Consider the following 19466-nt stretch of genomic DNA (forward strand, 5'->3'; position numbering starts at 1 on the left):
GGTTTTGTTTGTTCAGCGACGCAAAGGTCTACACCTCTTCTTTGTTTTCCAAAAGTCAAGACGACATCAGTATAAAAATTAATCAAAAACAACAGGGACTTTTTTATTTTTTGATTCGCTTTCTATTGCATTACTAATTTCTTTTTTCTCATTTTCTGTAATAATTTTTTGTTCATGAGGCGACTCCCATTTTATGATAGAATCAATATCAGCATAGAATATTGGAGTTGCTGTTAGTTCACCAGTTATAATAATTACTTTATTATCTATTTCAACTTCTATTGAATTTCTAGTTCCTTTAATATTCTTTATATTCATATTACTTTAATTTAGCGTATAAAAATTATTCTTTCAATTTTTGTTTTTGGATCAATGATACTAATTTTTGTTACATTGAGTTTTTCTTTCAATGCTGGAAATTCAAAACTCTCCCAAATATTATTTTTTCTTAATTGTCTCCCTACTACAGCTCTTATTTCTCCTGATACTTCTCTTGCATACTCCTTTGAAACTAACTCCCAAATTTTAATAGTTTTAGCATTAGTTAAGTCCCACATAGGGATTGCTATATTATTTCTTTTTATTAATCCTTCAAGTGTTATTCCTTTTTTAGATTTAGAAATGTCCAAAGCTACTAGTTCACCTCCAATCCCATCAGTTTTTCCAGACCAAAAGAAAGCTTCATTTGGAACTGTTTTTAATTTAGGTGTAATTTGTTTAACAAAAAATATAATATCGTATAATTCATCTAAAGCATTTTCTAGATCCACCCCTTTCACATTCCAAACCTCATCCAAACGCTTGCGAACCGCTTTAGCTTCTCCACTAGCGATAACTTCGCCTTAGTATCTAACCTATTTTCAAAAACATGCCACCTAAATATACAAAAAATGATCTTCAAAAAAGGTCATTTTACCCTACCAATGCACAGCGCGATACGGATAGTAAAGTTGATCTTTCAGCAGCGCATCATCGATAGCATATATCTTCACTAAGGCTGCTACTTCCCAAGCCCAATACCCAAAATACGTATTGACCTTGGTGCGTTTATGGCTGTCATACCAAGGAGCATCTTTATGCCCTTGATACCACTTCTTATCCAAATACGCCTTTATAAAAGAAATACTTTTATCCTTCCCTGTCACTAATGCATCTAAATGGGCATACGGACTTTTTTGAATATACGCAGAGCCGCTCATCGCATTAGGTAAACGGTAATTGACCAGCGTTTTAAGCAATTCATCTTGGGCTTCTCCTTTATGAATCACTGTTACGATACGCTTAAAATCAACCTCATCCACCTCACACAAAAGACCCAAACTCAACATCCAAACCATCTGGTCGTACATCGCATAACTTTTAGCAAAGCCCTCCCAATGAAAGCCGTCTTCAAAGGCGGTAATACCATCGAGTAAGCTAGCCGTTACAAGCTCTTTATTCGCATCGGAAGAATATAAGGCGATTGTTCTTTGTAATTGAACAGCAAATAGCATACGTTTTAGCCTAATAATCGTTTCATTGGGAAGGTTTTCTTTCACGTCTTCTTTAAGCAATGGTATTACCTCATTACTTTCTCTTATAAAAGTTAATATTTGGTTCATAGTAGCTGTATATTATTTTTAATAATTTTCCCATTTTTATTCAATGTTTGTATTATCGTAGGTTTGTTCTGAGAAACCCCAATGACTATACTTTCGTAACCTAATTTTTGAATTTCTCTTGATTTTAAATATCCTAATTCTAAATCCAAATTAGATGAAATCCACACATCCGTCATTTGACTTCCTCCACAAGAAGTAATTTTCATATCTACTTTGGGTTTCCAATTGGGATTCCCCTTCGTATTCATCTTTACTTCTGCTATGATGTATTTGGGAGGTGAATTTTCAGGTAACACAAATACGCTTTGGTCAAAACACGTTAAAACATCCTATATATCTAATTTAATACAAAAAGCCACTGTTCGTGGCTTTTATTTATCCTTTATTTAGCTATTCGCTTCAATAAAAGCTTTATAATCTTCTAGAAAAGCAACAAATTCATAATGTAATAAGTCTAAATCTGATTCCTTTTTTTTACTGTCCCTGCTAAAAAATTGAACCGCATAGCTATTACTATAAATATACAGACCATCACCTTCTGTTTGATATTTATAATCTTTATCAGAATCTTTAGTAGAGAGAATACCATCAATTAATTTTTGAACTTCTTTTGGAGTCCAAAAAGTATTACTTAGTAATTCAATTGGATACCAAAATTCATCTTCTATGATATATATATATATCATAGAAGATTGAATTAGAAACTTTACTTTTTTTAAACTTGTATTTCATAATAGCTAAATTTTAAAGATTTGGATAAGCATTTAAAATGTTTTCAAAGTCATCTAAACCTCCCGCTAATTATCCACATTGTATCCCTATAAAACCAGACATTACTAGTATAAGCATCTAATAACAAAAAATAAATTTAATTCTCCTTCTCATAAATATACAATTCCGAACTACTAGTATGTAAATACATTCGATTATTATAAAATCGTATATCCATCACTTTATTATACGTTTCTACCCGATGAATCCATTCATATTGATAGGTATCAGGATGAATAGCAACAACAAAAGAATAACCGTTGGAATAAATCAGCCCCCAAAGTAAACCATCATGATATACTATAGTATCGGTAGCTGTACTGATATGCAAATCCTTATAATAAGGCATTTCAGGCAGAAGATAAAAATGCTTGTCTTTATGCAAAGATTCCCCAGTTATTAAATCTATTTTATGAATGCTTCCTCCATTACTGTAAACAAAACCAATATCTCCGACAATAATATACCCCCGATTTCCTGTAAAAGAGTTTTTCCAAAGGATTCTTCCAGAACTTAACTCAATACAAAATGTTTTGCTGTATTTACAACTAACAAGAATTTTATCCTCTCCATATGGTATGATAAATTGTATTTGTCCTGGTAAGTGCTCATTCTCATCTCTGTCAATTTTATCGTAATTGATAAATCGACATTCTTCAGTAAAGTCATATTGCCAAAAAGCCTCATCATTAAAATCAAACAATCCTATTTTACCTTCAGATTTTGCAGATGAAATAAACGCTTTTCCAAAATAAAATTGACAACCTGTGTAATTCCCATAACTATTCAGAAATCCCAATTGATTAGGCCATTGATTTAATACTTCTAAAGTATTTAAATCAATTTCGAACCATTTTTTTTGACTGTTAGAACTAAGATCACCTGTAACAGCTCTACATAATAATTTATTTTGGTAAATCAGACCATCTAAACTTAATGTATAATCTAATTTTTTTAACGCCTTAGAATGAAGACAATAATAATATGATTGTATTATCTTCTCTTCATTAATACTCATTACTTGAGTGGTAAAAATTAACTTATCGTGGGTTACAAGAAATGTATATGAACTTTCTGTTATTTGGCAGGTTGGGTTAAAATTTGCATCAAAAAAAGTGATATGAGCTTCAGTTCCATTACCAATATTTGCAATAAGACTACCGCCTAAATCAAAATATTTTGAATAAACATCTTCTATTTTTTCTAAAAAAATATACATAAGTTAATCTACAATTTCAAATATTTTATTAAATATAACAGGATTATTTAACCCTTCTAGCAATCTTTCTATTTTATTAGCTTCATCTATATCATCAAAAATTTCTCCAACTATTATTTTTACTTTTTCAAGAGAAATATTATTCAGCTCATCAATCGGGCTACCATCAGCCTTTTTAAGGTTTTTTCTCAATTCTACAGCCTTTACTTTAAATTCGGTGACTGTAAGGTGTACTTTTACTATTGATCATTTCAAGGATAAAGACTTAAAACAACACAATCAACTATACGAAGACCACGTTCTTTGTTCTTCTCGAATTTCTTTTTCTGGATACATTTTCGTGTATTTCTTATCTAAACTACCAAAAAAGATGGGAATATGTTCTGCAGGAGTGGTGTCATAATCATTAATTAGGGTAGTTCCTAATGTATATAATTGTCGCAGTTGAGGCATATTTTTGACGAACTGAATAGAAGCTAAATTTTTGCAATCTATTATTTTTAAGACCTCAAGTTCACTTAATTGACCAATAGGACTAAAATCTTGCAATTTCCAACAAGTATTAATTTCTAAAAATTTCAACTTTTGAAGATTAATTAAACTATCAATATTTGACAAACTTCTATGTGCACTAATTTCTAATTTCTTAAGTTTACTCCATCTTTCAATCCCATTCAAACATCGAAGTTTTCCTCCTACTGTTCTAAATGTCTCTAAATGAACTAAAGGCTCTAATATTGTTAAATCTGCAACAAGTAAATCAGAAATATTCAAATGTTTTAAAGAATTACTCTGATATTCAATATTTTTAAAATATGTAGGATACCAATTCATCGATAATGAATCCAATAAGGCAATTCTTTTAAAATCAACAAAGGCTACTATATCCGAATAAAAATGAATATTAAGAGTATTTAAATTCTTAAGCTCATATAGAAAATCTAATTCTCCTTCTTGTGTATTAATAAGGCTTAACTTTCTTACTTCTTTAAACTCTTGTACAAATAACTGAAGTTGCTCACTACTAAGTGTATCAGAAATTTGTATCGTATAATTTTCATTTTTATATTTTTCATCTACAAATGTAAGATCAGAATCCGCCTGTATTCTTACATAAATCTCTCCTCTCGGTGAATAAATTAGTTCCATTATTTACTTGTTTTATTATTATTAAAACTTAGTTGGCAAATTATACTTTTTCGCTACCTCTTTTGCTTTTTCCATAAATAAACTCATTTCTTTTTCAGAATTTAGATTATATTTTCCTCCAACAGGATTCACTTTATTTAATAGATATTCTTGATTCTTCCAATCCTTACCATACTTTTCAATAATCACAAATTGTTCATAAATTTCGCGTTCAAATTTGGTGGAATTAGGCATTTTATATGTGATAGGAGGATTTTCTAAAATCGTGTATTTTAATTTTCCTTTAGGTTTAAAATGATTAGATATTCGCTTAAATACACTTTTTGATTGGCCAACGTATCCATTGATCTCATCTAAATTTTTAACCATTAAATCATAAACCCCTGCTGTCTTTTTTGTAGCTTTTCTAGCGCGTTTTACCCCTGTAGCAATACCTCCCAAAACAGGTATCATTGATGCAAAACTTAATGCTGCATCGGCATAATCTCCCCTTGCCAAAGAGATAATACCATTTAAACAATCTGCTACTTCGCCTACTACTGGAATTAACCCAATGATATCTAGTGCCGTTTGCGTGGCATCTGCCCATTTTTCCCAATCTATAGGTTTACCTCCATGCTGTTCTGCATCGTATTCATTTACAGTTTCCCATTCTAGAGGTTTTGACGTAGCCCAAATTGCTTTAGTTCCTAATTCTAGATCATTCCTTTGAAAAGCAGTAGGAACAATTAATTCTGAGAAATCAACATCTGGAAAAGCTTCTCTTGCTTCAGATAGTGTACCTTCAAAGGTACCCAAAGCATTCTTAAAATAAAAGACTTCTTTATCTCTCGAAGCAACTTCTTGTTTAAACTGAGTAACAATTACGGTTCCTCTATTCGTAACGGTGGCAGCTGTATTATACTTAGTTTGTGCAATTCTTTCTCCTACATTAATAAGTTCATGTCTAACTTGCATTAATGTAGTCCCATCTTCATTTACCTTTACAATATTTGTTCCTATTTGTTGATCCTTTATCTCTTGTTCGTTATAGTCTTCCATTCCTATAGTTTTTAATATAAAATACATCATATTCTGATGAGAGAGTCCGTCTTTAAAAAAAGATTGAAAAGCACTAATTGTTGTTTTAAAACCCTTACTTTTAACTATTTCTAAATCAAATTGCCTCTCTATTAATTTATTTTTAAATTTATTTCCAAATCTAAAAAAGACACTTATATCATTATTTTTAGTTACTTCTATAAAAGTGCAAATTTCATTAGATTGTACTTCAACTCTACTTTTTTTATCTCCTGCTTCAACACCTTTTGGATAAGTATAACTAATCAATGAAAATGTTTCTTTTTCATTCGTTATATTATACGATTCTCTTCGAATTTTACTAATATTTGTCAATAAATCTGCACCATCAAAGAAATCTAATGCTGTAAATCTATATCCTATAATTTTAGGCAAAAATGTATCTGAAAAATCTAGTGGATAGTATGTACTCCAATTTAAATTAAATCCCTTTTGGGGTTGGCAACTATTGGTTATTTCTTGAAATTTTTCTTCTGTCATTTTTCTTCTATTTTTTGTTCGAAAACAGTTTTCACTAAATGCTATATTGAACAATTAGTGAAAACTTTTAAAAATTCAATTATAACTCAGGTTCAGGCCCCGTATCCCCTCCAATCAAATTATTATTGAGTACAAAACTATCACTACAAGGTACTTGAGAAGGATCTTCAAAATCTGCGGTATCTTCACAATTGCATGGCAGTGCTTTTTCTACTTCTAGACCTACACTTTTGGCTTGTAAAATGGTCAATGCCGTTGGAACACGCGTAATCCACGCTTTGCCTTCTTTTACTGTTTCTACCTGACGTACCTCATCAATCAAAGAAAGGTATAAGGCATCGCCAATAACGGGTATTTCTCCGCCACTCCATATTTTACCTGTACTCATATAAAGTTGTACGGCTTCTTCAAATCCTGGGCGAACCGTAGCGACAACCCGTGCCATACCCGATTGCATAAAGCTTCTAAAAATAGGATCATCGCTTTCGTCATAGGTATATAAATCACTCCAATGCCCTTTATCTCCCCAATAAAAAGGATAAAAATTATAGGAAATCAATTCCCATTCAAAGGCTTGTTCCATAAATTTTACCAAACTCGCATATTCATCCAATTGCTTGTTTTGTTGAACGGCAAAAGTTGCAATTTTATCTCCACTGGTAAAATTTTTACCCAGGTCATTAAAGCGTGTTAAATAGGCAATACAGTTTTTGCGCAAGATGGTATTTTCAATTTGACGGTAAAAACCAGGATTGGTTCGCTTGATCTCCGCCGCTTTATTTTGTTCCCCTGCAAGTATTTCATTGTACGCTTTCACTTCTAAATGATACGCTTCCATAATCGCTTGAAAACATTCTTGCTGCCATTTTTTCTTTGCTTCTTCTTTTAATTTACATGTTATCTGAAGACTGATAGAAATCGCACCTACATCTGCACCGGATAATGTAAATTCTAACTTTTCTGATATACCAGAACAACTTATCTGACTAAATACTGCATCTCTATATTGTCTATTATTGTTATTCTCATAATTAACTTCTATTTTTTCATTGCCAATAGAAAAAGTTCCATGTGAGAAAATTTTAATATTTACTGGAATTAAAATGTAATGTAAACGCCCTGAGATGTTATCTGCTTGATAATCCTCTGGCAATTCAAAAGAAAAACTTTTAGCCCCTACAAAATCAGCATTTTGTATATAATTTCCACTATTACCATGATCTGCAAAAGCAGCAGTTAGTGTAATCTCATTCTCTTTTTTAATAGGAATATCCGCATTATACTGAGCTGCCCAATACAATGCCTTCGCTTCATTAATTTGATCCGCAGTTGCTATAGCATTATTACTATGCGTTCTAGGATCAATTGGTTCTTTAATTGTAAGTGTTGTTGATTCTTGTTCATCCTTCATGGCTAAAACATGTAAACGCGCAGGCTCAGGAATCATGAATTCAAACATCATGCGCTTGCCATAGTTATACACCTGATTTTTATACAACTTATCCACCCAACGATATACTCCGACTACGTGTTTATCACCTTTGCGATTATCAAAACCATGCTTATTGTTCTCTTCAAATTCTTCAACCATTTTTTGCATGCGCTCCGTCTTCATGCGATTGACAACTCTATCTTGGGCTTGATAGGTCAATTCTTTCGCTTCAGTTACGGAACGGCGAATACTATCCTCTTGAGAGGTATTACTCGCTTGGGCAACGCCTCCATCAATACGAAAACCACTACCTGAATACCCTGTATTGACATAGGCATTGGTACTCTTGTTTTTTTGTAAGATTGAATCAATCTCACTTTGCATTTCAAAACGACCCGTTGTAATGGTATCCGTAAATGCCTCTATTTCTTGTTCTGTCGTTTGGGTAGTTGTCTCTTCGGTTCTTCTCAAGCGACGGGTTGATTTTTCGCGGTATTCCCTTGCCATCACATTTTCAATATTGGAGACTTCTCCTTCAATATAGCAATGCACGGTTTGTTCTACTTTTTTATAATCCGCAATTCCCAATAAACGAACACCAAATTTCTTTGGATAATAGGGAGCAGGAGTTGTTGTACTTGTATTACAATCCCCTGTTAACGTGCCAACCCAGCACATTTCCGCCGCAATATCTGTTGCAGGCATTCGCTTCACACATCCATTGGTAAATAGAATTTCTAAAGCCACCGTTGATTTGACACGATCCGTTACATCCTCTGCAGGATACCCCTCTATGTTGTGCAACGTAAGCTGATTGCCACTGCGTTCTATTGTGGGATTAGTCAACAAATAGGTACTCGCCAATTTATCTTTAGCGATAGATACATTAATCGTTGAAATCTGCCAAGATGAATCGGGAACTTTTATAAATAGCGTTGCCGTACGCTGTAAATTGATCATATTCCCACAAATTCCATATTCAAATACCCTTGTATTGATCTCCGTATTGATTGGAAAAAGAACACCCCCTACACTTTTAATGGGTTTATAGGCTTCAATATTTCCCGTTAATAACGCTTGGGTTGTTTGCCCATTGGCTCGCACATAAGTAGCAAGGTTACCATAGGTACCAATCGAAGTAAGGAGTCTTTGTGGACTAGCCGTTTCTGCCCTTAACCCTCTTTTTACGACAGCATTCGCTTTGGATTCTTGATAGTCTATACTTTGCAATAGCGTTTGGTAGCTAATCGGATCCAGTTTTTCTTGCAACTCTTTGGCTGAGAGTTCTGTTTTGAATTTAAAATCAAATTTTGGAACCTCTGGCATGGGTATGCTAGGCACTTGTTGACAAGGATCATGAGGATTGTATTCTCGCTTGTCTATGGGAACTGTACTACAAAAGCTTTTTCGCGCCTCTTCTAGTTCTTTATAATATTTGGTATAGATAGGCGCAACTGTTTTGTCATAAGCCGCTTGGGCTAAAGTATAGGCCTGCTGATATTCCTTTTGGTATTCATCGGCCAAAATAGATAAATCCTGTTGCAACACCGTTATTTGTTCGGCCTGTAGTTGCGCTTTGGAAACCTTTTGCTTTTGAATCATCAATCGATCGGGTAAAATTGCTTTAGGCGTAGTGGGCACCTTGGGGTCTTCCTTGTCGTGATTCGCAACTTCTTCATTGAAGAGGTCAGCAGGTAAAACAAAATGAGCCGTTGCTTTTTCTTGGACTACCACAGCACTTGGTTTGAGTTGAATTTGTTCAATTAGCGCATTTGCTTTTAAGATTTCCACCATTTGATCTTTCAGGACTAGATTGTCTTGTAAGGTTGCTTGATAAAAAACATTGTTCCACAGTTTACCTTGAAGCTTAGCATCAACTGCTTTAATTCCCGTTGCTTTTTTAGTAATTTCATCAGACGTAGCTGTTGTTTTGTTTTGGGCTAGCCAGGTTGAAAAAGGTTGAATTGTTGCAAACTCCTGTTGCAAAGCCGCAGCAGTGGGGATCACTTCTTTAAAACTTGCCGTTGCTTTGAGCATGGTTTCGTATTTAGTTGCATCAACTGGGCGTTTTTGCATCGCTTCATAGAAAACACCTTGTCCAGCAATCGTCCCTGGAATTTGAACAAACCGATTAACCAGAGCAGATGCTTCGGGGATTTGTACACTTCGAAGGCTTACAAATCGAAATAAAGTGTTGGAAATAGAATCATTCATAATTTTACATCATTGGTTTATTTACCCAATATATAAATTATTATAAAACAATTTTTCTTTATTAATTACAAAAAACAAATATTTTAACCAAATTTAATTATTTTCATTTTTACTACACTTCAACTAACTAAACGTGGAATTAAATAAAATAAAAAAACAGATAGACTAAAATAAGTACAAAATATTCCAAAAAAATACGGGGTTCTAGCTCAATAAAAAGAATACAAATCAACGAAATACGCCTCGTATCTACTTAGAGCTCTATTTAAAAAATCGCTAAACGCGAAGTGAAACCCTAAAAAAAGGGTAGCTTTTTCAGCTACCCTTGGGTTTTATAATGTTGCAATTTCTGCGGTGTAATTTGAATTCTTATTTCGGGCATCAAAACGCGTTGCTAATTCTTGGGCTTGCTGTTTGAAGTAGGTATATAAATCACTCAAATCGTAGAATCCTTTTTCTTTATAGTAGGGCAATTGGGGTGAGAGTTGCAATTCTCTTGTTCCTCCTTGTTTCATAATAGGCAACATATAACGCGCAAAATTATAGCGGTGAATATCTTCTGCCTCAATGTCCCAAGCGGCAATACGCTCAAAGAACGTCCAGGTTTCTGGGTGATTGATATCATGCATATACGCCATCAATAACCCCATCGAATACCCCACAGAACTATCGTATTGATCATGGGCTTCATATTCTTCAATCGCCTTGTTGAAATACTTCTCTGCGCCTTCACTATCCCCAGCCTGCCATGAATAATACGCCAAGCTACAAAACGTTTGAAAAGGCATGGAATAACAGGTTAGCTTTTTGTGAATTAAATCTTGTGCTTTGACAATTGCATCTTCTAATTTCCCTTGGAATAAAAGCAATTCAACTTCCGTATCCAATTCACAAGCGGGGCAGTTGGTCATGTCATCCACCAATTCACTATTGGCAGCATCGATGTATTTTTTTGCTGAAGCATAGTCGCGCAAATGAAAAGCCAATCCCGTCATCACATTGTTGTAAGCGCGGGTACTAAACCCGTTTTTAACCAAGCGCCTTTTTAGGTCTTCTCCAATTTTTTCAATTTCTTCTAAGGGAATCAATGCACTTCTATAGGCGGAACAAAACATCCATTTGTATTCCCATAAAAATTCAGATTCATCAAAATAATCGGCATTGGCGTCACTGGTATGTAGAATCCACGCAAAAGCGGGAAAACTCTCCTTACAACGGGACGTATTTCGCTCTTGGCGAATTAGATCTAAACGCAAATCAAACCCCCAATCGATATCGTTGTGTTGATCGGCTAATTGGATCGCTTCTTTTAAAGCAACTATTTTATCCTCTAAACTCTTCAGATTCTCTACTTTTAAAAGAATCTTCTGTATTTCTAAATTATAATTCATAGCTATTTTTTTCTATTTTCTTTTTTTATTTTCTAGTTCCATTTTGTTCAATTCCGCCAAAGCAAACGCATTGCCATTGCGTTGGTCAAATCGCTCTGCCCAAGCATAGGCCTCTTTTCGATAAGCCTCTGCCAACGCTTTCACCTCATACTTTCCATCTTCTCGATAAAAAGAAACCGAAGGCGGTAAACTTAGCTGTTTGCTTTCCGCTCGATCCAATACAAACATCAGGTGGCGGCTCAACATGTGTTTTAAGTCATCTTCTGCCTCTCTATCCCAATCAGCAATGATTTCGTAATAGCCCCACAGATCCTCATCCTCTAGCAAATGCAAGGCGTAAATCAAACGCGTTAAACCATAGAGCAAAGAGCTGTTGACTTCAGACAATTTAGTAAACTCCTCTTTGGCTTTATCTAGATAAATACCTGCTCTGGGATCGCCATAACGCGCCATAAAATACCCCAGGGAGATATAGGTTTCAAAAGGCAGCGAAAAGTCGCGTATCTTTTTGTATTCCATTTGGAGCATTAAATCAATGGCAGCATCAAATTGCCCTAAACGCGAGGCATTTTCGATTTCATTGTCATACGCCATAGCTTCACTGCAAATGTCATCCAAAGCTTCGTTTTTTGCTTTATCTACATACAAAGACCCCAATTGATAATCACCTAAATGTTGAGCAAAGCCCGCCATGGTATAATAATAACTGCGTTTCGATAATTTAAAGTGATCTAATTTTTGTTCCAAATCTGCAGCTATGGCATACACTTGATCCAAGGGAATCGCCACATTGCTATAGGCCGAACAGATCATCCATTCGTATTCTTCCAAAAACTCTGCTTCAGAGAGTTGTTCCGGATGCAAGCGACATTGTTCCAAAAGCCAAGCAAAAGCCAAAGGACTGTCGATACAGGAAGAAGAACTGCGTTCTTCGCGAATGAGCATCAAGCGCAAATCCACACTCCAATCTAAATCCTCGTGTTTATCTGCTATATAAATCCCTTGTTTTAGCAAAGCAATACAATGCTTTGGATCGGTGACATATTCTTGAATTTGCAACAATATGCGTTGAATTTCTAAACGGTATAGCATCCTAGAATTCTGGTAAAAAATTAGTCATTCCCAAAATGACAAACTGATACAACGCATGGTTAAAAATATCCATCTCTTGTTTGTTTATCGTATATCCTCCTAACATCAACGCTTGTACATACAGCACATTAATCAACGCTTCAAAAAGCTCTGGGTCTTTAATTACCAACAGTTTAGCTACCAAGTCGTTTTGTTGGTTAAAACACAACGTAGGCAATACTTCCTCTTGCTTTTTAAAATGCCCTAAAGCTGCAGCAAATGGATTGGCACTTTGCGCCAAGTTTTGCATGCTCTTGCTGTTCAAAGCTTCTTCATTTGCAATATAGATTGCCGTAGTATCCAGCGGTTCAAATCGCTTTACTTCTGCTTTGCAATAGTGTTGTTTTAGTATTTTATTGGCTTTAGCCAAAAAAGTAAGAATACTATCATCGGTAATGGTAGCTTCTTCAAAACTATTGAGCACATCGTTGGGCTTGATTAATTCAATCGTCAAGGTCGGATTACTTGCCTTTATTTTTTGAATTAAATCGGCCTCATAACTATAGGCTGCATTGATGACCAATTTCTTTTGTGAACCTGCAATACGGCGAATTTGTCTAAAATCATCCAAAGAGGGGGTATAGAAAATAGGGTTGTAATTCACGCGAATATCGCGAAACAACAACATCCCTTGATTGGTTTCAAAAGGCAAATAGTCTTCAAACAATTTTAAAATCTCATTATCCGAAGCCGCTAGTGATTTGATAAACAAATGGTGGACGGAAATAAGGTGTTCTAATTTGTTTAAATCCGAAACAGAGAGTAGTTTTAAATAATCCTTAAAACAGGTAGTCAATTCTTTTTTTGCCTCAACCAACACGGCATTGTTCATCAGTGATTCCCGAGAAGCCGTAGGCTGTAAGCCATTGGAATTGATAATACAACGCACAAAAGAAGTCCATTCCGGCAATAAGTTGGTTGCCTGGTCACATAAATACATGCGCTTTACGAAAATCTTGTGTTCTTTAGACGTAGAGGCATTTACTTTATTGGGAATTACAAAAGCAACCCCTTGAATATCTCCTGCTTCTGATGAAATGGGAAATACATCCAAGAATTTGGTTTTAAAGACTTCTTTTCCATAGGCCAATAAATCTTCTTTCGATGCCTTTGGATTTAGCCAGATGGGGTTTCCATCCAATGCGATTTCCTCTTGTCCGTTTTCTACTAATTTGATTTCAATAGGCAAAGCACTGCCATAAAATAGGACATTTTGCTTTACTTCTTCTTTTTTAAAGAGGGAGCGCCAATTCTTTTTTGCACGCAAAATCACCCGGGTTCCCACCTCAGGAAGTAAGTCAATACTTTCTACATCATAGGTCCCGTCTGCTTTTCCAATCCAGCGAACCGATTCTTCCTTAAACAAAGAGCGCGATTCTACCACAATTTCTTCGGACACCACCAAACAAGAAAGCAAACCAATGCCAAAGCGACCGATTAAATCTTTCTCGGCTAATTCACCGCGTTTAGAACTTTGTCCGATTACCGATAAAAATTGGTGCATATCCTCTAAAGATAAGCCTACCCCATTATCTTGAAAGATCAGTTGATTGTCCTGAAAAAACAAGGTTATCTTCCCTTGAAACCCCTCATCAATTCCCTTTCTAACCGTAACGGCATCGACGCCGTTTTGCAATAATTCGCGAATAAAAACCGTTGGCGAACTATAAATATGCTCGCTCAACAGTTCAATCATTCCCTTCATATTCACTTGGAACTGATACTCCTTTTTATTGTCCATTATCTTCTTCTTTTTCTCGGGCCTCCAACAATTTTTTGCGCATCTTCATTTCCATTTTCAGCTGCTTGTTGGTACCAATGCATCGCTAATTCATCGTTTTGCTCTACACCTTCTCCTTTTAAATAACAATTACCCAATTCATATTGTGCCATTTCAAAACCGCCATTGGCTGCATTTTCTAAATACACAACCCCTTCGGTTAATTCTTGGGCAACGCCTTCTCCTTTTACCAACATCATTCCCACATAAGAAGCCGCTTCCAAATTACCGCGATCCGCTACTTCTCTCAAATAGTACACCGCTTCTACATAGTCTTTTTCTGTACCGATACCGTAGTAATAGCACAAGCCCAAGCGGAAATAAGCGGCATCATACCCTCTTTCTACGGCTATTTTATAAAATTGAAACGCTTTTTGTTCGTCGCGTTCAACGCCAATCGCAAATTGATAACAGATTCCCAATCCTTCGGATACATAGCCCAATTCTTCGGCTTTTTGGTAATAAGGGAATGCTAACTCATAGGGTTGCTCTTCTTCATACCCATATAAATAGTAATCACCTAAGGTTAACATCGCTAAAGCAGATCCATTTTCATTGGCTTTTTCTAACCAGTATTTTGCTAGCTCTACATCTTTCTCTAAACCATAAGCATAGAGGTAATAACAACCTAGTTTATATTGGGCATAACCAAATCCTATTTCAGCAGCAGCGGTCATGTATTCTACCGCTTTTTCAGGGCTTTCTTCTACGCCACCTGCTCCTTCTTCATAGGCTAATGCCAAATCTACATTGGCATCATTATACCCATATTCCAGTGCTTTTTCAAATAATTCAAACGCTTTTTTTCGATCTTCTTCTGCACCAATTCCATAGCGATTGCAACGCGCCAATTGATAAATCCCTTCCGCTAAATCTGCATCAGCGCCAATTTCAAAGTGTGCTCTTGCTTTTTCTGCATCCACTTCGCCTAGTAAACCATCTTCGTATAAATAACCTAAGCGGATGGCCGCAAAAGGATAATTATTCGCTAAAGCTTCTTGGTAATACTGTTCGGCTTGTGTAGGATTCGCTTCTAGACCATAGCCGCGTTCTAACAACATCCCCAATTCCACTTTACAATAGTTGGAATTGTGCATTTCCACTCCTTTTTCATAAAAGGCAATGGCCTTAGCTAAATCTGGGTTTTCGTGGTAACGGTAATATCTTCCGGCGTATTCAATACCCAAACCATTGTTTCTTTCTGCAGCAATTTCATAGTATTCAATGCATGTATCAAATTCATCTTCTGTACCAAACTCTCTGGCTTGATATCCATATCCTAGGCGATAAGGCGCATAATCATCGCCTAAATCCATAGCTTGGGTCAAAAGCGCTTGTGCTTCCTCCACCTGACGTTCAATTTCTTGGTGTTCTAATAAAGCGACTGCTTTTTCATTCATTGCACGGGTCGATTTTCCCGCTATTGCGCGGTCTAAATACACCATCGCTTGCTCGATATTTTTATATTCACTGTGGTATAAATACAGCGTTGCCAATTCTAATAAGGCCTCATTCGAACTATATAAAGCTGCTTTTTCTAAGGCTTGTATGGCTTTTTCAAATTGAGGTTCACTTTGATCTGCTGGGTATAAATAATAATACCCTAAAACAAAACCAGCATACGCAATTCCATGTTCAAATCCCACTTGCAAATAAGGTGCTCCTTGTTCAATTTCATATCCAAAAGGAGCAAAACGCGTATTGCTAATCAGCATACCTAGCATATAATTGCAGTAACCGCTGTTGTATTTGATTCCCTCTAAATAGGTCTCTAATGCTTTTTCATCTTGCCCTTCACGCAAATAGTAATCGGCTAAAACGTATAAGCCGCGTTTTTCAACGTGTAATAAATCGTGGTATTTTTCTAAAACTGCTTTGGCTTCTTCTTCAGATCCACAAGCGTGGAATTCAATATTTAAAGCAAATAACTTTCCAACTTTGTTCTCTGGGGCATAAGACGATTCGATCAAAGCAAATCCTTGCTCTTTATCTTGTTCAAATTCCAGATTTCCATAGTAAGTGTTATAGCCAACAAAGGCTTGAGCGGTTTTGTCTCCTGCTTCGTATCCCTTTTTCAAGTAAGTAGTTGCTGTCTCTTCATTTTTGAACCCATAGCGTGCATTCATGTATAATTCATGCATAAACGCATAAGCTTTGGTATACCCTTTGTCGATAAACAACTGATTCAATAAAACAACATCATCAAACCAAAGGGCATAATCTTTATCATTCAAATAAAAACTACTGCGTTCGCGGTTGGAGTCTTCGTTCAGTTGTTCGTATACGTGTTGGAACATTTCGCCTTCTTTCCCCGTTTGTAGGGCCAACATACAAAGTGCATGTGCTTTAAACCATCGAATAGGATCCGCATAATCATTCGCTTGGAAATACGTTGTTGCAGCACTGCTTAAACTCTCTTGCCCATTGGCAACCTCACTGATATAGCTTAAGTATTTTACATTAAACTCGCCCATAATTTTTTCTTTTTCTAATAAAACAATTTTTTCCCTTGAATTGGGATTTATTCAATTCAAAACAAATTTATGAAACACGGACGACATAATTTGTTAATTATTAAAAAGTGTTAACTACAAAAAGAAAAATCCCCATTTGTAGGGAAAAGTATAGGCATAGCCCTAAGGTGCTGTTTCTGAAAGACAACAGGCGATAATACTGCGTTAAAAATAAAAGATTTAGAAAAAGCGAATCAAACTAAGTGCGTAAATATTTTTGATTTACGCGGGAGGACGCAATGTAAGAAGCGATAAAACCCAAAATAGAAATAGAGAAAAACACAACAAAAACATCGCTAATATTAAACTCAACGGGATAGGCAAACCCTGGTCGGATCAAAATTAATCCAAAGTGTTCTTGAATGAGCACACCTAGTATTCCCAATGAAATACCCAATAATCCTCCACCAACACTGATAATCATACCTTGTAGCAAAAAGATGCGCTTGAGTTGTTGCAAAGAAACCCCAAGGTCATTGAGTGTTTTGATGTTTACTTTTTTCTCTAAAATAATCATCAGCAGTGCACCCACCAAATTAAATAAGGCGATAATCACCACCAATAAAAAGATAAAATACACCACCGCATTTTCGGTATTCAACATGCGATATAAGCTATCATTCAATTGAATGCGATTTTTAAGCACTACCTTATCCCCTAATACTTCGTGAATAAAGGCCGTGGCTTGCTTTTCAGTAACCCCTTTATTCAAGGCAAATTCAAGGTTGGTATATTCTTTATCGGAAAGGCTCAATAAGTGTTGCGCCAATTCCATACTACAAAACACATATTTACTATCCAGTTCTTCATTGCGCAACGAATAAATACCTACAGGTTGCAGGTAAGTACGCAAAAAAGCATCTTCGGGATTGGTAACAACGCCGGTTCCTGGTTTAATGGAAAGCGCTTGTAGGCTGTGCTCCACATCAAATAAGCCCATGGATAGTAAATAGGCCATACCCAACCCAACAACCACCTCTTCTGAATCGGGATTAATCCATCCTCCTAATTCTACTTTATCGGGAAATTGGCTTACTTTCGGATAATCGGCATCTACCCCTTTTAGTATCGCAACGGTTTGCTTTTCATTAAAGGTAAAAAGCAAACGGTCCTCTACCACACGAGCCACGCCTGCAAATAAAGGAGATTGACTCAATTTTTCGTATTCTGCGTCTTCTATTACAAAATTCTTCCCTTGTGCGCTAAACGCTTTTAATTCGGGGTCTAAATCATTGGTAAAAGATAGGCTGAAGGATCGAAGTCCACTAAACACAGCTAATACAATTAACATAGCCATTGCACTCACCACAATACCAATGGAGGCAATAGCAGTAATCACATTAATTGCTTTGCTTTTACTTTTACTAAAAGCGTAGCGTTTGGCTATGTAAAATGAAATCTTCAAGAATCTACTTTTTCTTTCTTTTTACTAAAAGATCTGGATTGGCAATTGGATTCTCGTCTCCTTTTAAGGCTTTATCAATTTGATCGATATACTCTAAGCTATCATCTACGTAGAATACTAAATTAGGTACTTTTCTCAACTGATTTTTTACGCGTTGCGCTAAATCGTGTTTGATTAGTGGTGCATTCGATTGAATACTCTTTAATAATTCTGCCGCGCGTTCAGCCGGAAAAACACTTAAAAAAACTTTCGCGATTGATAAATCGGTAGTCACATTTACTTTAGAAACCGAAATAATCAAATTGCTTATTCCGTTCTTGCGCACTTGCCCTTGTAATATATCTACTAGGTCACTTTGTAGAAGCGCTCCCATCTTCTTTTGTCTATTTGTCTCCATGGTGCAAAAATACAATTTTTTGGATAGGAAAGTTTTATATTTCGTTCGTTCTATACCTCAAGCACACAATTTTTATCCCGTTACATGGCTAAGAAGCAGAAAAAGAAAGGAAAAGAGTGCGCCTCTTTCTTGTGTCTGCCTTATTTTATAACAATGAATTACTGCCCAAACACAGCCCTATCTACTTCAAAAAAAAGCTGAAAACAAATTAGTTAACCCAAAACGACTCGATTTAAAACGAAATTCCTCTGGGTAAAATAAATAATTTTTACTTCTATTTCTTGCAAAAACCAATAATCCGCTGTAATATTGCAACCGTTAAACGTCGATTTGACCGGTCCTATAACTCAGCTGGTTAGAGTAGCTGACTCATAATCAGCAAGTCCCTGGTTCGAGCCCAGGTGGGACCACAAGTAAATGTTACTGTCAAATAGGCCGGTCCTATAACTCAGCTGGTTAGAGTAGCTGACTCATAATCAGCAAGTCCCTGGTTCGAGCCCAGGTGGGACCACATACTACGAGCATCTATTGAAAAATAGGTGCTTTTTTTATGCTCTTTTATTTCATTGACACACTTGCGTAAGATATACGCCTTCCTCAGCCAATATTTAAAGAGAATACTAAACGCCCCGTATGTTAGGCGGAACGCAGTGAAACATCACATATGTAATTCACATAATACCCTCTTATAGCGCAAAGTAAACAACAGAAAAAATGTATCTCTGGAACCCTTTTTTTAAAGCTTCTAGATATCCTACCTTCTTGAAGGTCCTAGCAAACACACAAATTTAGATACCTGATTCTTAACTAAAATTGAGTTTTTAAAAGTAATTCATTCTGATATTCTTCCGCCTTCCTTCAACAATCCTTCAACAATTCCTTGAGAATACGAGGTAAAAAGGC

16 protein-coding genes and 2 tRNA genes are annotated in these 19466 nt (G+C 35.8%); 2 read left to right on the top strand and 16 right to left on the bottom strand.

Annotated features, from left to right (window positions below; translation table 11 throughout):
• Positions 1-78: 78 nt before the first annotated feature.
• The 16 genes from ACMHJ2_RS03460 to rbfA all read right to left on the bottom strand — a co-directional run bounded on the left by ACMHJ2_RS03460 (position 79) and on the right by rbfA (position 18563).
• Positions 79-318 (bottom strand): Imm74 family immunity protein, encoded by a 240-nt coding sequence (locus ACMHJ2_RS03460; RefSeq protein ID WP_413511567.1) that lies wholly within the window; start codon positions 316-318, stop codon positions 79-81.
• Between the two features lie 11 nt (positions 319-329).
• Complete coding sequence (locus ACMHJ2_RS03465; RefSeq protein WP_413511568.1) at positions 330-797, bottom strand: hypothetical protein; 468 nt, start codon at positions 795-797, stop codon at positions 330-332.
• Positions 798-917: 120 nt separating this feature from the next.
• A complete protein-coding gene (locus tag ACMHJ2_RS03470; protein ID WP_413511569.1) occupies positions 918-1601 on the bottom strand; it encodes a PoNe immunity protein domain-containing protein in 684 nt (227 codons plus the stop codon).
• Complete coding sequence (locus ACMHJ2_RS03475) at positions 1598-1897, bottom strand: hypothetical protein (protein ID WP_413511570.1); 300 nt, start codon at positions 1895-1897, stop codon at positions 1598-1600. Before ACMHJ2_RS03475 ends, ACMHJ2_RS03470 begins: the two co-directional genes overlap by 4 nt.
• 90 nt (positions 1898-1987) lie before the next feature.
• Complete coding sequence (locus tag ACMHJ2_RS03480) at positions 1988-2287, bottom strand: hypothetical protein (protein WP_413511571.1); 300 nt, start codon at positions 2285-2287, stop codon at positions 1988-1990.
• A 182-nt stretch (positions 2288-2469) separates the two neighbouring features.
• Positions 2470-3591, bottom strand: a complete 1122-nt coding sequence (locus ACMHJ2_RS03485) for a hypothetical protein (protein ID WP_413511572.1) — start codon at positions 3589-3591, stop codon at positions 2470-2472.
• 3 nt (positions 3592-3594) lie between these two features.
• A complete protein-coding gene (locus tag ACMHJ2_RS03490) occupies positions 3595-3783 on the bottom strand; it encodes a hypothetical protein (protein ID WP_413511573.1) in 189 nt (62 codons plus the stop codon).
• A gap of 87 nt (positions 3784-3870) precedes the next feature.
• On the bottom strand, positions 3871-4740 hold the full coding sequence (locus tag ACMHJ2_RS03495; RefSeq protein ID WP_413511574.1) for a hypothetical protein: 870 nt from the start codon (positions 4738-4740) through the stop codon (positions 3871-3873).
• Positions 4741-4761: 21 nt separating this feature from the next.
• Positions 4762-6300: a hypothetical protein gene (locus tag ACMHJ2_RS03500; RefSeq protein WP_413511575.1), complete on the bottom strand. Its 1539-nt coding sequence runs from the start codon at positions 6298-6300 to the stop codon at positions 4762-4764.
• A 79-nt stretch (positions 6301-6379) separates the two neighbouring features.
• Entirely contained in the window at positions 6380-9946 is a 3567-nt protein-coding gene (locus tag ACMHJ2_RS03505) for a hypothetical protein (protein ID WP_413511576.1), read from the bottom strand.
• 332 nt (positions 9947-10278) lie between these two features.
• Positions 10279-11337, bottom strand: coding sequence for a hypothetical protein (locus ACMHJ2_RS03510; RefSeq protein ID WP_413511577.1), 1059 nt, complete (start codon positions 11335-11337; stop codon positions 10279-10281).
• A 12-nt stretch (positions 11338-11349) separates the two neighbouring features.
• On the bottom strand, positions 11350-12429 hold the full coding sequence (locus ACMHJ2_RS03515; RefSeq protein WP_413511578.1) for a hypothetical protein: 1080 nt from the start codon (positions 12427-12429) through the stop codon (positions 11350-11352).
• 1 nt (position 12430) lies between these two features.
• Positions 12431-14209, bottom strand: coding sequence for an HSP90 family protein (locus tag ACMHJ2_RS03520; RefSeq protein ID WP_413511579.1), 1779 nt, complete (start codon positions 14207-14209; stop codon positions 12431-12433).
• Entirely contained in the window at positions 14209-16722 is a 2514-nt protein-coding gene (locus ACMHJ2_RS03525; RefSeq protein WP_413511580.1) for a tetratricopeptide repeat protein, read from the bottom strand. Before ACMHJ2_RS03525 ends, ACMHJ2_RS03520 begins: the two co-directional genes overlap by 1 nt.
• A gap of 238 nt (positions 16723-16960) precedes the next feature.
• Positions 16961-18166 (bottom strand): ABC transporter permease, encoded by a 1206-nt coding sequence (locus ACMHJ2_RS03530; protein ID WP_413511581.1) that lies wholly within the window; start codon positions 18164-18166, stop codon positions 16961-16963.
• A gap of 4 nt (positions 18167-18170) precedes the next feature.
• Positions 18171-18563 (bottom strand): 30S ribosome-binding factor RbfA, encoded by a 393-nt coding sequence (gene rbfA / locus ACMHJ2_RS03535; RefSeq protein ID WP_413511582.1) that lies wholly within the window; start codon positions 18561-18563, stop codon positions 18171-18173.
• Between the two features lie 336 nt (positions 18564-18899).
• On the opposite strand from rbfA, the gene ACMHJ2_RS03540 reads away from it, so the two are divergent.
• A tRNA-Ile gene (locus ACMHJ2_RS03540) sits at positions 18900-18973 on the top strand.
• 27 nt (positions 18974-19000) lie between these two features.
• Positions 19001-19074 (top strand) — tRNA-Ile (locus tag ACMHJ2_RS03545).
• Positions 19075-19466 lie beyond the last annotated feature (392 nt).

This window comes from Myroides odoratus, assembly GCF_965118575.1.
Classification (GTDB): domain Bacteria; phylum Bacteroidota; class Bacteroidia; order Flavobacteriales; family Flavobacteriaceae; genus Flavobacterium; species Flavobacterium odoratum_B.

What these genes read in the sequence shown, in the direction of transcription:
- ACMHJ2_RS03460 (WP_413511567.1), bottom strand. Translation starts at nt 318, where the DNA reads ATGAATATAAAGAATATTAAAGGAACTAGAAATTCAATAGAAGTTGAA.
- ACMHJ2_RS03470 (WP_413511569.1), bottom strand. Translation starts at nt 1,601, where the DNA reads ATGAACCAAATATTAACTTTTATAAGAGAAAGTAATGAGGTAATACCA.
- ACMHJ2_RS03480 (WP_413511571.1), bottom strand. Translation starts at nt 2,287, where the DNA reads ATGATATATATATATATCATAGAAGATGAATTTTGGTATCCAATTGAA.
- ACMHJ2_RS03485 (WP_413511572.1), bottom strand. Translation starts at nt 3,591, where the DNA reads ATGTATATTTTTTTAGAAAAAATAGAAGATGTTTATTCAAAATATTTT.
- ACMHJ2_RS03495 (WP_413511574.1), bottom strand. Translation starts at nt 4,740, where the DNA reads ATGGAACTAATTTATTCACCGAGAGGAGAGATTTATGTAAGAATACAG.
- ACMHJ2_RS03500 (WP_413511575.1), bottom strand. Translation starts at nt 6,300, where the DNA reads ATGACAGAAGAAAAATTTCAAGAAATAACCAATAGTTGCCAACCCCAA.
- ACMHJ2_RS03505 (WP_413511576.1), bottom strand. Translation starts at nt 9,946, where the DNA reads ATGAATGATTCTATTTCCAACACTTTATTTCGATTTGTAAGCCTTCGA.
- ACMHJ2_RS03510 (WP_413511577.1), bottom strand. Translation starts at nt 11,337, where the DNA reads ATGAATTATAATTTAGAAATACAGAAGATTCTTTTAAAAGTAGAGAAT.
- ACMHJ2_RS03515 (WP_413511578.1), bottom strand. Translation starts at nt 12,429, where the DNA reads ATGCTATACCGTTTAGAAATTCAACGCATATTGTTGCAAATTCAAGAA.
- ACMHJ2_RS03520 (WP_413511579.1), bottom strand. Translation starts at nt 14,209, where the DNA reads ATGGACAATAAAAAGGAGTATCAGTTCCAAGTGAATATGAAGGGAATG.
- ACMHJ2_RS03525 (WP_413511580.1), bottom strand. Translation starts at nt 16,722, where the DNA reads ATGGGCGAGTTTAATGTAAAATACTTAAGCTATATCAGTGAGGTTGCC.
- rbfA (WP_413511582.1), bottom strand. Translation starts at nt 18,563, where the DNA reads ATGGAGACAAATAGACAAAAGAAGATGGGAGCGCTTCTACAAAGTGAC.